The following is a 12,190-nucleotide window of genomic DNA, read 5'->3' as shown; positions in this document are numbered from 1 at the left end:
TTTGCTAAATCCTGTTAGTACTGTCACCTTAACTGCACCATACAACAACTCTTCGACTCCTGTTCTCTGGGCATATCAATTCTATGACTGGAGTTATGGTGCTGATCTGGTCTCACCCCTTTTGTCAGCTGCTTCTATTGATGTTTCTTTGACTAGCGGCACATCAACTGCTTTCTCCATTGCTAATATCGTCTACGGAGACGACTACGACTTCTCGTTTGATGTTTTCTATGACAACGGAATAGCACCCTCGTTGGTTTCTTCTGTTTATTTGGACGCCGATGGCACTGATTTACTCTTTGTCTATTCGCTGCCTACTGAGAAGGTTCTCGTCGACGTTGACTCTTTGACACCTGCTGCTGGCGGCCCCCAGCCTCTTTATGAGTATATCGATATCAACTCCGCGGGCCTGGATTTGATCGTTACTGGTAGTGGTGATGTTAATAATAGTTCCAATGGCTGGGCTGTTGGAGGGAATCAAAACATTAATCCTGGAGAGTCTATTGTCTTTAGCTATTTCTCGGATTTTGGGCTTGTTGATCCGCCAACGCCAGAGTTTGTCACTGACTTCGAGTTTCAGACCTCTAAATATACCGGTGGTATTTCCTCGACCAGGTTTGCCGTTGAGGTGTTCTATTCTGATGGATCTGTAGGCTTCTGGATTGTTTCTGGCCTTCTTGAGGGTGCCACGATTACTGTTGGCGATACTGGTCTTGTTGCCGTCAACCCTGATCCGGGAGCCCCACCTCCCGTGATTGTGACAGGCGCAGGCCACACAGTGACTGACTACTCCCTCCTCTATAGAGAAGTGGATATTCAATACATCGGTGAAAAGGGCGGGCTTAATCTGACTAATGCAGCATTTAACTCTTATGAGCAGAATGCCGATGGTCTCACCTTCGCTGTCAGTATCGTGCCTATCGACTCTGATGGTGACACTGCTACAGAGACTCTAACGGTTGTCTTGGAAGGCACCGATGGTACGTCCGACGAGCTGGACGTCTCCGTTGGCCCTGTTGTTCTTGACCTCAACCGAGATTCGACGGTTGAGTATCTGCATCTTGAGTCCAGCGCTGAACCTTACTCCTTAGGCATCTTCCAGTTAGCTGCTTGGCTGACCCCAGCAGACGGCCTTCTCGTTTACGACTACAATGAAGATGGCTTAATCGCAGAGCCCAAGGAATTTGTCTTCACGATGTGGGGTGATGATCCTGCTGTCCTGAGTGATATGCAGGCTCTTGCCGCTTACTTCGACAGCACTGGTGACGGCTTCTTAGATGCCAGTGATGTTGCCTGGGAATATTTCGGTGTTTGGCAGGACCTGAACATCGACGGTATTCAGCAAGAGGGCGAGTTCTACGGCCTTGATCACTGGGGCATCGAATCCATTGCCCTGGAGTACGACTCCGATAGCGCTTCCTATGCAGCCGCCGATGGCGACGTTCAGGTTTATGGCCAGATGACTGTGACCTATGACGACGGCACCACAGGCCTGGCGGAGGACGTGGCCTTTGCTGTCGCTTCTGTCGATCGGGCCGAAATTTTGGTGGAGCCCATCGCCGTTGACTCGTCCGCGGTCAGCTCCGTCGAGGATTTGGTGAGCAGCTACCTCGAGAGTATGCACAGCGCCGGCGACCTCGACGGTAATGGGGACCTCTCGCAATCGCAATTTGCCAGTGGCCTTGACCTTGCGGTCAACGACTACCTCAATGCCAATGCTCTTTCCGCTGATGAGTACGGCGCGATCGAGCAGGAGGTCTTCAACTTGCTCTCTGAGCAGATCAACAATCTTGATCCCGATTCGCCTGTCGACATCCAGATTGATGATCAGGGCAATGCCGATGCTGCTGACCTGATCGTCGCCCTCGATCTGACCTTTGACGAACTCATGCCTCCTGATATGGCAGAGGCCTTCGATCCTGTTCCCGTTGCCAGTGAGTACGGCTGATTCCCGTTTATCTCGCCGCCATATCCAGTTGCTTGACTTCCAGGCTGATTATGAAGCGCTCGTGATAAGGGGTTTCAAACCACCGTTCGAGTTCTTCATCGGTCAAACACAGTGTGGTCTGGGCTTCGATGCGAAGTAAGTCAGCCTGCGTCAGCTTGATCCCCAGCTTTCTTGCCATCTCGCAGATCGCTGCAGGGTTCTGGCACTGCTTCACCTCTTTTTGGAGCAGCGGATCATCCTTGAGGATGAATTTCAAACTCATGACGCCTGCAGAGCTCAAATTCGTTCCTCTATCCCTTCCACCCAACGTATTCACAAAAAAGGCTGGTGGAGGCCACCAGCCTTTGAGAGATCCGTTGGACGTCTGGATTATTCGGTGACGCCTTCGATGCGGTCCTCGATCTGCTGGTAGATCTCCTGGAGTTGCTCGATGTTCTCGTCGGAGGTCTCCCAGTAACCCCGGCCATTGACCTCCAGCAGGGTTCCGACGATGCGGCGGAAGCTGTGGGGGTTGAGATCCATCAGACGCTTGCGCATCTCCGGATCGTTGATGAAGGTCTCGTTGGCTTCCTCGTAGACGAAGTTGTCAACGGAACCACTGGTGGCACTCCAGCCCAGGGTGAAGTTGAGGCGCTTGGCCACCTCGCGCACGCCCTCGTAGCCCGAGTCGAGCATGCCCTCGTACCACTTGGGATTGAGCAGCTTCGTGCGCGAATCCAGGCGGATCGTCTCGCTCAAGGAGCGGACCTGGGCATTGGCGGTGGTGGTGTCGGCGATGTAGCTCGAGGGCGCCTTGCCGTCGTCCCGCAGCCCTTGGATCAGCTTGGTGGGGTCACTATCGAAGTAGTGGCTGACATCGGTCAGGGAGATCTCCGCTGAATCCAGGTTCTGGAAGGTGACATCGGCGGTCTTCATCACCGACTCGAACACCTCACGCTTCTGGTTCATCTCGCCGGGGTTGTCGGCGTTGAAGGCGAAGGTCTTACGGGAGAGGTACATCTCCTGAAGCTCGTTCTCCTCTTCCCAGGTGCTGTTCTCCACCGCCAGGTTGACGTTGGAGCTGTAGCTGCCGCTGGCGTTTGAGAACACCCGGGTGGCCGCATCCCGAAGGGAGATGCCTTCTTTTTCAGCTTGCTCCTTGGCGTGCTTGCGCACGAAGTTCATCTCCAGGGGCTCATCGGCCTCGGCGGCCATCTTCACGCCCTGGTCGATCAAGGCCATTTGGTTGATGAACAGGTCGCGGAAGACGCCACTGCAGTTCACCACCACATCGACGCGGGGACGCCCCAGGTCTTCCAGCGGAATCAGCTCCAGCTTGTTCACCCGGCCCAGGGAATCGGGCACAGGACGGGCACCGATGAACCAGAGGATCTGGGCCAGGGACTCGCCGTAGGTCTTGATGTTGTCGGTGCCCCAGAGCACGCAGGCGATGGTTTCGGGCCAGGTGCCCTGCTCTTCCCTTTGGCGCTCGATCAGGCGATCCACCACCACCTTGGCTGCCGCGACGGCTGCCCGGGTGGGAATGGCCTGGGGGTCGAGGGCGTGCAGGTTCTTGCCGCTGGGCAGGACATTGGGGTTGCGGATCGGATCGCCGCCGGGTCCTGGCAGGACGTACTCGCCGTCGAGGGCCTTCAGCAGGCTCTCCATTTCAAGGTCGGCGCAGACCTGCTCGAGGCAGAACTGCAGGTATTTGAACAGGGTCTCGAGTTCGGCCTGGTCTACGTCGGGGAATCCGGCGCTTCGGCAGGCACTCAGCCAAGGGCTGGGGAGCTTGAAGCCGAATTGCTCCAGCAGGTTGAAGAACCAGTCGAAGTTGCGGCGCAGGGTGACTCGCCCGTCGCTGCCGGTCACGGCTTTGACCATGGCGCCGATGGCGGCGCGGGAGGTCTCGGTGATGACGCGGTTGAGCTCGACATCGGCGAGCACACCATCGTCGTTGCCCTGGTAGACCTCGGCGATCGTGAGGCCTTTGCTCTCGGCCAGCAGGCCAGGCAGGGAGCGAATGCCCTCTTCCTCTCGCTCCAGTGCAGCGATGTTTACCAAAGTGGCGATCGCTTCTTCGGCGGTGGGGGGCTTGCCGATGGTGTGCAGACCGCAGGGCAGCAGACGGCTCTCGATTTCCATCAGCTGGCGGTAGACCGCGCCAACCACGCCATCGCGTCCGTCGAGGTCCAGCTCAGAGGCGTCCACCTCGGGTAGTTCGACGTCCTTGTCGAGGTTGCACTGACGGGCGGTCTCGACAACGGCGTTGACGATTTGCACACCCCGGGAGCTTTCGCGGAGCTGCTGGTAGGAGCCCACCAGTTCACCCAGTTCTTTCAGGCCCTTGTAGAGACCGGCGTTCTCCGCAGGGGGGGTCAGGTAGGAGATGGTCTCGGCGTAGCCGCGCCGCTTGGCGATGGTGGCTTCCGAGGGGTTGTTGGCGGCGTAGTAGTAGAGGTTCGGCAGGGCGCCGATCAGCGAGTCGGGGTAACAGGTCTCGCTCATGCCCATCTGCTTTCCGGGCATGAACTCCAGGGAGCCGTGGGTGCCGAAGTGCAGGACGGCATCGGCGCCCCAGACCTTTTCGAGATAGGTGTAGTAAGCGGCAAAGCCGTGGTGGGGGCTGGCACTACGGGAGTAGAGCAGCCGCATCGGGTCACCCTCGTAGCCAAAGGTGGGCTGAACTCCGACAAAGACGTTGCCGAAGTGGCGACCAAAGATCAGCAGGTTGGTGCCGTCGCTGTTGAGGTTGCCGGGGGGCTTGCCCCAGTTCTCCTCCAGCCGTTCGGAATAGGGGGTGAGGCGCTCGTACTCCTCGACGCTCATGCGGTGGGCGATGGCCAGCTCTGGTGCACCCTCGAGGGCCTCGGGGTCCTGGAGCACCGCTTCCATCAACTCCTTGGAGGTGCGGGGCAGGCCACTGACGTCGTAGCCCTTCGCGCGCATCTCCTCCATCACGCGGTGGATGGAGCCGAAGACATCGAGGTAGGCCGCCGTACCGACGTTGCCCTTGTCGGGGGGAAGCTGAAGACGGTGATCGCCAGCTTCTTCTCAGGGCGCGGCTTGACCCGCAGGGAAGCCCAACGGATGGCCCGCTCAGCGATGGCATCCACCCGGTCCTGCAGGGTGTGGGCCTTGCCGGTGGCGTCGTCGCGGCCGGAGAGCACGATCGGCTCGATCGCGCCATCGAGTTCAGGGATGGCGATCTGCAGGGCCACCTGAACGGGGTGCAGACCCAGGTCGCTCTCCTCCCACTCCTGTGTGGTTTGGAAGACCAAAGGCAGCGCCACCATGTAGGGGCGATTGAGCTTTTTGAGCACCTCAATGGCCTTGGGGTGGTCCTGACGGGCCGGGCCGCCCACCAGGGCGAAACCGGTCAGGGAGACCACGCCGTCCACCAGAGGCTGGTCGGGGTTCAGCGGGTCATAGAAGAAGGCGTTGACCGGTTTGGTGAAGTCCAGGCCGCCGCAGAAGACGGGGATGACCGTCGCGCCGCGGTACTCCATCTCCTGGATGACCGCCACGTAGTGGGCCTCATCACCGGTGACGATGTGGCTGCGTTGCAGTACCAGGCCAATGACCGGGCCCTTGCGCGCTTTCTCGCTCAGGTCCTGGCGGCTGGCATTCCAGTTGAGGTACTCCTTGAGGTCCTCGAACATCGAGGGGGCCAGGGGGTGCCAGATGCCCAGATCGGGAAACACCTCGGGGTCGGCCACCTGGATCTCGGGGCGGTTGTCGCTGCTGCGGGGGAAGACATACTTGTCCGCCAGCATCAACAGGAAGTTCCGGAGATTGTCCGGGGTTCCGCCCAGCCAGTACTGGAAGCTGAGCATGAAGGAGCGGGCGTCCTGGGCCTTCTCCACCGGCAGGTACTTCAACACAGTCGGGAGGGTGTTGAGCAGCTTCAACATCGCGTCCTGGAAGCCAGCGCCGCCGGCCTCCTTGCGCTTTTTCATGAAGCCGGCGATGGCCGACTTGCTCTGGCCAAGCTGGGCCATGGAGAAGCTGCCCAGCTTGTTCAGGCGCATCACCTCCGGCATGGAGGGGAAGACCACAGCCGCCTTGAGCCGGTCGCGGTGCGGTGCGACGGCATCGACGACCTTCTGGGCCAGATCCTCAATGAAGATCAGCGAGGCGATGAAAACGTCGGCTTCAGCGATGTCCGCGCAGAAGTCCGCATAGTTCTGGGGATCGCGCAGCTCTTCAATCAAGTAGCCGCTGAGATCAACCGCCAGGGGACCGTTCTGGTCGTTCAGGGAGGTGGCGGCCTGGGTCAGCGCGTTTTGGTACTGCGGCTCCAGCACCACGTAGACGGCCTTCATCACGGCACGGCCGTTCACCTCCGCAGGGCTGACGCGGCGGGAGGCGGAGCGGACCTGCGTGAACATTCGCGCTGATTGAGCAATGTGAAGAAGCCTACGAAGGAGTGCGCTGTCTGCGCGAGGGTTCTTCCCTCCTGTAACAGGAGTCTCGGGGGGTTCTCTGGACTCTGCGACTCGTGTTAAGGGGCGACATAGGCTCGGGCGATCGTCTTGCGCTCCCCCATGACCCAGGCTGCCGCCAGCAAGCCCATCTCCGTTGTGGTGGCCGGCGCCTTGGGCCGGATGGGAGCGGAGGTGATCAAGACCGTCGTGGCGGCGCCCGACTGCCAATTGGTGGGTGCGGTGGACACCACCCCAGGCAAGGAAGGGGCCGATGTGGGTCTGGAGCTCGGCCTCGGTGAACTGGAGGTCGCGATCACCTCTGATTTCGAAGGAACCCTCTGCCAAGCGAGTCAGGCCGTCCGCAATGACGGGCCGCGTCAGGGGGCGGTTTTGGTGGATTTCACGCACCCTTCGGTGGTTTACGAGCACACCCGTGCCGCCATCGCCTACGGCGTCCATCCCGTGATTGGCACCACGGGCCTCAGCCCTGAGCAGCTGGGCGAGCTTGCCCAATTCGCCGCCAAGGCCTCCGTCGGCGGTGCCGTCATCCCCAACTTTTCTGTGGGCATGGTGCTGCTGCAGCAGGCCGCTGCTGCGGCAGCCCGCTTCTATGACTTTGCGGAGCTCACCGAGCTGCACCACAACCGCAAGGCTGATGCGCCGAGCGGCACCTGCATCAAGACCGCCGAGCTCATGGAGGAGCTCGGCAAGAGCTTCAACCCGCTTCAGGTGGAAGAGCACGAAACACTCTCCGGTTGCCGGGGCGGTCAGCGGGAGAGTGGCCTGCGGCTGCACTCCATCCGTCTACCCGGCCTTGTGGCCCATCAAGAGGTGATGTTTGGCGCGCCCGGCGAGACCTACACGTTGCGCCACGACACGATCGATCGGTCGGCCTACATGCCCGGAGTCCTGCTGACGGCCCGCAAGGTCCGGCAGCTCGATGGCCTGGTTTACGGGCTGGAGCGCTTGCTCTAATCCCTTCAGCAGCAGACACTGTCGGCATGCTCATCCCGCTTCGCTCCGGTGAGCTGCCGCGTCTGATCCCCGCGGTGGCCACTGGCCCTCAGTTCAACTTCTGCAGTGGCAGTCCCCAGAAGCTGCTGCAGCGGGTCTTTATTTCGGTGATCGGCGGGGTGATCAGCCTGTTGATCAGCCAAGGAGTGGCGATCAACAGTCAGGCCTCACCGATCCTGTTGATGGTGGGGTTCATCTTCCTTCTCTATGTGCTGTGGGGGCCGATCGTTGAGGCCAGCCGCAAGAACGCGACGCTCCGCCGCTACCCAGCTGCCGCCATCTTCGAGGGGGAGGTGGCTGACCTCTACACCAAGGAATTGGTGGAGGGCCGCCAGGAGACCACCGACAAGCAAGGGCGCCTTGAAACCGTTGAGAACCGCCGCACCTGGCTCTGCCTGGAGCTGGAGGACGAGGACGGTTACCTCGGCAGCATCCGCTTCCCCTACGACAAAAAGCACAAGCAGATTCGCCGTGGCGCGGTCGTTCGTTGTCTGGTGCTGAGTGAGCGCAAGGACTTTTCTCGGGTGGGTGCCCTCAGTGATGCCTGGCTGCCCCAGCTGAAGCTTTGGGTTGGTGAGTACCCCTTTCTGCTGCGTCCGGCCTTTGAGGAGCTCTGCCTGATGCGCCTGCGCTGAGGCCAGGCAAACGGGGGCTTGTTACATCGCGCAATATTGCGTTACAGTTCTGTTACGTCCAGATGAGAAGCGCAATGACCCAGGCCAATCCTTCCGCCCCCGCAGTGATCCGCGGCGCCACCGTGACCGAAGAGGACGGCGGTCGTCTGAACGCCTTCGCCACCGAGCCCCGCATGGAAGTGGTGGACGTCGAGAGCGGCTGGGGTTTCCACGACCGCGCCGAGAAGCTGAACGGCCGAATGGCCATGCTCGGCTTTATCGCCCTGCTGGCTACTGAGATTGCCCTCGGTGGTGAGTCCTTCACCCACGGTCTGCTGGGTCTGGGCTGATCGCTCCCTAATTCATCTCAACGAGGCCGCAGCACAGAATCGTGCTGCGGTTTTTTTGTGCCGTTTCTTCCGTGCCCCAGCGCAGCACCACATCGCCTCAAACCCTGCGCGCTCGGGTGAATGGCGCCGGTCCGACCGGGACGCTGAGCGCCTTGGCCCTGGCGGATGCGGGCTGGCAGGTGGAGCTCTGCGATCCCCTCACAACTGCGGCATTGCGGGAACGCAACCGGGCCTACGCCCTGACCCATTCCAGCCAGAGCTTGTTGCAACGGCTTGGACTCTGGGATGCCTTGCTGCCGGCCCTGGCGCCCTTTCGCCGCCTGGAACTCTGTGATCGGGCCACGCATCTGCAGGTTCCCTTCACAGCAGATGATCTCCCGTGGCTTGGGGGCGATCAGCCCGTCGGCTGGATCCTGCAGCACCAAGATTTGATGGGGGTGCTGCTGGGGGCGGTGCAGCACCAGACGTCGATCCACTCGCGCCTTGGGCTGACTCCGGTGCCCTCTCCCCTGGGGGTGGATTTGGTGGTGGCGGCCGATGGCCATCGCTCCCCTACCCGCCAGGATGCTGGCATTAGCCAATGGGCCCTGCCCTATCGACAGGGCTGTCTGACGGTGCAGGTGCGTCTGCGCGGCTCCGCCCCAGATCAGGCCTGGGAGCTGTTTCGCCCGGAGGGGCCCTTTGCGGTTCTTCCCTTGGGCGGAGACGCGTTCCAGCTGGTTTGGAGTGCGCCGCTTTCGCGTCTGCGCCAGCTGGAGCAGCTCGATGCGGTTGCCTTCCTCGATGCCCTGAGCGGCGCCCTGCCGGAGGAGCTGCAGGCCGAGGTGCTGCTGGATCAACCCCGGGCCTTCCCCGTTGCTCTGGAGCTGGCCTGGCCCTTGGCCCGCCGCGGCACGGTTGCCATCGGTGAGGTGGCCCATCGCTGCCACCCGGTCGGCGGACAGGGCCTGAACCTCTGCTGGCGCGATGTCGATCAGCTCCATCGCTTGGCCCGCCGCTGCGCCACGGGCCGTCTGCGGCCGAGCGCCCTTCCTGGGGCCTACGGGCGTTCCCGCGTCCTCGACATCGCCCTGGTGCTGTTCGCCACCGATGCCCTGGTGCGCCTGTTCTCCAATCGGTTTGCTCCGCTGCTGCCCGTGCGCCGTCTGGCGCTTCTGGCCCTCGGCCGCTTGGGCTGGATGCGTCAGCTCAGCCTGCGGGCGATGAGCGAAGGACCTTGCCGCCTCTGGCGGACCTGATCAGGATGGCGGCATGGTGATCTGCACCTCGCCACAACCCGCCCCCCATCCGGAGCTGCTGCGCTTTCTGCGCAACAGCCTGGGCTTAAGCGAGAACGCCCTGGGGCTGGGGCTGAAGCAGTCGCAACTGGAGCAGGCTCCCCTGCCGGTGGTGCTCTGGCGCTTTGGCTTGATCAGCCTGGAGCAGCTCGATCAGGTCCTGCAGTGGCAGGACCTGCATCTGTAGCTCCTCAGTAGACGATCAGGGAATCCACGGGCACTCCTGAGGGGAGCTTGCGTTGACCGCCGAGGTCGGCCAGTTCCACCACAAAGGAGAAACCCACCAACTGACCGCCCACCTGTTGAACCAGCTCAGCGCAGGCCGCTGCAGTGCCGCCGGTGGCCAGAAGGTCATCCACGATCAGCACCCGGGGGTTGTTTTCAAAACCATCGGGGACGATCTCGAGGCGGTCCGTGCCGTACTCGAGGCTGTAGTCGACGCCGATGACCTGACCGGGCAACTTGCCGGGTTTGCGAACCGGGCTGAAGCCAATGGTCTTGGCGGTGGCCAGGGCGGTGCCGACGATGAAGCCGCGGGATTCGATGCCAACAATCAAATCGGGCTGAAGCCGGTCGCAGACCTCACCGAGCTGGCGCATGACTTCCTGCCAGGCGTCCGGCTGGCGCATCAGCGGGATGATGTCGCGAAAGAGGATCCCAGGCTGGGGAAAGTCGGGAATCTCTCGGACCAGTTGACGCAGATTGATGCTGCCCATGGTCGACGAATCAGCGCCAGTGCTGGCAGTATCGCAGCCATGGCCCAAGCCCCTGCGAGCGTGCAAACCCCGTTGTCCCGCCGCGGCATTGAGCGCCTCGATTTGATGCTCCTCTGCGCCGAGGCGTTGGATCTCAATGGCGGTGAGGCGATGGTCTGGCTGAGTGAGGAGATGGGTTTCACGGACCTCTTCCCCAACCGCGTTGAGCTCTGGAAACGCCGCTGCACCAATCCACTGCGACGCAACACCCGCCGGGCCTCGCTGAAGCCCGAGGAGACGGATGCCTTGATTCGCATCCTCACCGCCCTCTCAGAGCGGCTCTACCCGATGCTGCGGACCCTGCTCTCCTCCGCTGAGCCGCCGGATCTGAATGCCCAGCGTTGGGATCTCTTTCGCTCCCGCCTGAGGGAGCTGGTGCTGGAGCGCCTGAACCCGCGGCGGGGCGGGGTCCAGCGCCTGCTCGATCCCCAGGAGGGTCCTGCCTTGAGCCGTGAATTGGTGCAATCCATGGCGCTCTGCGCTGGGGAGGGCGGTTTTGATCGCCTGCGGGCGAGCCTTCTTGATGCGGCTGTTTGATCACTGAGATGAAACTCACCACGCGCTACGAACAGACCAGCTGCCGCCTGATCGTCGAGGGCTTGCCGGATCTCTCCGCTGGCCAGGACTCCAGCACCATTGGCATCCTCACCGGCTTCACGATGGGCCTGGCGGGCCAGACCGAACTGGAGGGCAAGCGCGAGCACCTGCAGGCGTTGCTCACGGCTGTGATTCCCTACGCCCGCCACCTCCTCAGTGGCGTCCCCAAGGCCTTCGGGGAAGCAGACGCCCCAGTGGCGATTGCTCCAGGCGATGGCTGCCACCAGCTGGAGTTGCGCAGCAGCCAGCCCATCACACCGCCCTTGACCCTGCGGTTGGATGACGCTGAGCTCTCGGACCTGGTCCGCTGCCTCGATCAGCTCCGTTTGGATGTCCGTTTAGCGCTTCCGTTTGAAGCTCCCCCCTTGGTGCCCCTGGCTCGCAAGGAATTGCGCCACCGCCAACCCCTACTGCGGCGCATTGCGGCTCCGCTGGCCGGTGTTGCGGCTTTCGCGATCAGCGCCGCCCTGATCGCCATGCTGCCGACGCCGAAGCCCGCCCCGCAGACTGCCCCCGAGCTGGCACCGCCGGCCAAGGGCGGTTGACGTCCATTTGAATCACCCCACACTTGCAGTACTGCGATGAGCGCATTGAGCTGGTCGGAATTGCGTCGTCGTGTCACCCGGCTGGGCGCCAGCCTGGATGTGGTGGTTCGCAGCGATCCGGAAGTGTGTGGTCTCAGTGGTCCTGACTTCCACATCTCTTTGCATCACGGCGGCCAGGGGGATTGCACGGTGGGCGACCTGAGCCTGGTGGATTGCCCCAATGAGTTGGTCTTGATCGAATTTGAGCGCTGGATGCGCGGAGCTGGACACCAGTTGGACTCATGACACGGCAACGGCGTTTGCGGGTGGTGGCAAGCCGAGCGGGCGCTGCAGAGCGTCAGCGTCCGGTGTTCCGCAAACGCAAGGGCAAGCGCCGTCCGCGGCTGATTCTGGAGGCGCTCTTGATGATGGCCGGCGGGGTCGGCCTGCTGGTGCTGTTGCTCCAGTTGCCGCAGCTGATTGATCTCGACAGCCTGCTGCTCGTGAGCACGGCCCTGGCCCATCTGATTGGCGGCCTCTCTCAGCTGTTGATGGGGGTGCTTCAACTGTTGGGGGTGCTGCTGTTGGGCGGGTTGGCTCTGCTGGCTCTGTTGTGTTTGCTGGGTGGACTGGTGCGCTTCGTGCGGGCGGTGGTGGCTCCGCCTAAACGCCGTTAGGCGTTGTTCTCCGGCTCCGTTCTCTTCA

12 protein-coding genes and 1 pseudogene are annotated in these 12,190 nt (G+C 61.8%); 10 read left to right on the top strand and 3 right to left on the bottom strand.

Features of this window, described 5'->3' with window-relative positions; all coding sequences use genetic code 11:
* The coding region (locus CB0205_RS16145; protein WP_198001936.1) for a hypothetical protein at positions 1 to 1,948 on the top strand (1,948 nt) is incomplete at its 5' end.
* Between the two features lie 7 nt (positions 1,949 to 1,955).
* On the opposite strand, the gene CB0205_RS0111725 is transcribed toward CB0205_RS16145, so the two are convergent.
* Complete coding sequence (locus tag CB0205_RS0111725; protein WP_156797949.1) at positions 1,956 to 2,228, bottom strand: Nif11-like leader peptide family natural product precursor; 273 nt, start codon at positions 2,226 to 2,228, stop codon at positions 1,956 to 1,958.
* A gap of 89 nt (positions 2,229 to 2,317) precedes the next feature.
* A pseudogene (locus CB0205_RS14795) lies at positions 2,318 to 6,318 on the bottom strand (magnesium chelatase subunit H).
* Between the two features lie 156 nt (positions 6,319 to 6,474).
* On the opposite strand from CB0205_RS14795, the gene dapB reads away from it, so the two are divergent.
* The 5 genes from dapB (at position 6,475) to CB0205_RS0111695 (ending at position 9,796) form a co-directional block, all read left to right on the top strand.
* On the top strand, positions 6,475 to 7,329 hold the full coding sequence (gene dapB / locus CB0205_RS0111715) for a 4-hydroxy-tetrahydrodipicolinate reductase (protein ID WP_010317573.1): 855 nt from the start codon (positions 6,475 to 6,477) through the stop codon (positions 7,327 to 7,329).
* 26 nt (positions 7,330 to 7,355) lie between these two features.
* Entirely contained in the window at positions 7,356 to 8,003 is a 648-nt protein-coding gene (locus tag CB0205_RS0111710) for a hypothetical protein (protein WP_010317571.1), read from the top strand.
* Positions 8,004 to 8,077: 74 nt separating this feature from the next.
* Complete coding sequence (locus CB0205_RS0111705) at positions 8,078 to 8,332, top strand: hypothetical protein (protein WP_010317569.1); 255 nt, start codon at positions 8,078 to 8,080, stop codon at positions 8,330 to 8,332.
* A 71-nt stretch (positions 8,333 to 8,403) separates the two neighbouring features.
* Positions 8,404 to 9,570: an FAD-dependent monooxygenase gene (locus CB0205_RS0111700; protein ID WP_029626357.1), complete on the top strand. Its 1,167-nt coding sequence runs from the start codon at positions 8,404 to 8,406 to the stop codon at positions 9,568 to 9,570.
* 13 nt (positions 9,571 to 9,583) lie between these two features.
* Positions 9,584 to 9,796 carry a DUF2949 domain-containing protein gene (locus CB0205_RS0111695; RefSeq protein WP_010317567.1) on the top strand — a complete coding sequence of 71 codons (213 nt, stop codon included), beginning with the start codon at positions 9,584 to 9,586 and terminating at the stop codon, positions 9,794 to 9,796.
* A gap of 4 nt (positions 9,797 to 9,800) precedes the next feature.
* On the opposite strand, the gene CB0205_RS0111690 is transcribed toward CB0205_RS0111695, so the two are convergent.
* Positions 9,801 to 10,325 carry an adenine phosphoribosyltransferase gene (locus tag CB0205_RS0111690; protein WP_010317566.1) on the bottom strand — a complete coding sequence of 175 codons (525 nt, stop codon included), beginning with the start codon at positions 10,323 to 10,325 and terminating at the stop codon, positions 9,801 to 9,803.
* Positions 10,326 to 10,364: 39 nt separating this feature from the next.
* Between CB0205_RS0111690 and CB0205_RS0111685 the strand changes: the two genes are divergently transcribed.
* From CB0205_RS0111685 to CB0205_RS0111670, 4 genes are read left to right on the top strand one after another with little or no spacing between them, the layout of a single operon-like run.
* On the top strand, positions 10,365 to 10,901 hold the full coding sequence (locus CB0205_RS0111685) for a DUF3038 domain-containing protein (RefSeq protein ID WP_010317565.1): 537 nt from the start codon (positions 10,365 to 10,367) through the stop codon (positions 10,899 to 10,901).
* An 8-nt stretch (positions 10,902 to 10,909) separates the two neighbouring features.
* Positions 10,910 to 11,506 carry a DUF4335 domain-containing protein gene (locus CB0205_RS0111680; RefSeq protein ID WP_010317564.1) on the top strand — a complete coding sequence of 199 codons (597 nt, stop codon included), beginning with the start codon at positions 10,910 to 10,912 and terminating at the stop codon, positions 11,504 to 11,506.
* 36 nt (positions 11,507 to 11,542) lie between these two features.
* Positions 11,543 to 11,791 carry a hypothetical protein gene (locus CB0205_RS0111675; RefSeq protein WP_010317557.1) on the top strand — a complete coding sequence of 83 codons (249 nt, stop codon included), beginning with the start codon at positions 11,543 to 11,545 and terminating at the stop codon, positions 11,789 to 11,791.
* A complete protein-coding gene (locus CB0205_RS0111670; protein WP_071777995.1) occupies positions 11,788 to 12,162 on the top strand; it encodes a hypothetical protein in 375 nt (124 codons plus the stop codon). Before CB0205_RS0111675 ends, CB0205_RS0111670 begins: the two co-directional genes overlap by 4 nt.
* Positions 12,163 to 12,190 lie beyond the last annotated feature (28 nt).

This window comes from Synechococcus sp. CB0205, assembly GCF_000179255.1.
In the GTDB taxonomy this organism is placed as follows: Bacteria; Cyanobacteriota; Cyanobacteriia; order PCC-6307; family Cyanobiaceae; genus Vulcanococcus.
This window is presented reverse-complemented; position numbering and strand designations above follow the sequence as displayed.

Excerpts from the sequence above, each read along its gene's own strand:
- dapB (WP_010317573.1), top strand. The coding sequence starts at position 6,475 with ATGACCCAGGCTGCCGCCAGCAAGCCCATCTCCGTTGTGGTGGCCGGC.
- CB0205_RS0111710 (WP_010317571.1), top strand. The coding sequence starts at position 7,356 with ATGCTCATCCCGCTTCGCTCCGGTGAGCTGCCGCGTCTGATCCCCGCG.
- CB0205_RS0111705 (WP_010317569.1), top strand. The coding sequence starts at position 8,078 with ATGACCCAGGCCAATCCTTCCGCCCCCGCAGTGATCCGCGGCGCCACC.
- CB0205_RS0111695 (WP_010317567.1), top strand. The coding sequence starts at position 9,584 with ATGGTGATCTGCACCTCGCCACAACCCGCCCCCCATCCGGAGCTGCTG.
- CB0205_RS0111690 (WP_010317566.1), bottom strand. The coding sequence starts at position 10,325 with ATGGGCAGCATCAATCTGCGTCAACTGGTCCGAGAGATTCCCGACTTT.
- CB0205_RS0111685 (WP_010317565.1), top strand. The coding sequence starts at position 10,365 with ATGGCCCAAGCCCCTGCGAGCGTGCAAACCCCGTTGTCCCGCCGCGGC.
- CB0205_RS0111680 (WP_010317564.1), top strand. The coding sequence starts at position 10,910 with ATGAAACTCACCACGCGCTACGAACAGACCAGCTGCCGCCTGATCGTC.
- CB0205_RS0111675 (WP_010317557.1), top strand. The coding sequence starts at position 11,543 with ATGAGCGCATTGAGCTGGTCGGAATTGCGTCGTCGTGTCACCCGGCTG.
- CB0205_RS0111670 (WP_071777995.1), top strand. The coding sequence starts at position 11,788 with ATGACACGGCAACGGCGTTTGCGGGTGGTGGCAAGCCGAGCGGGCGCT.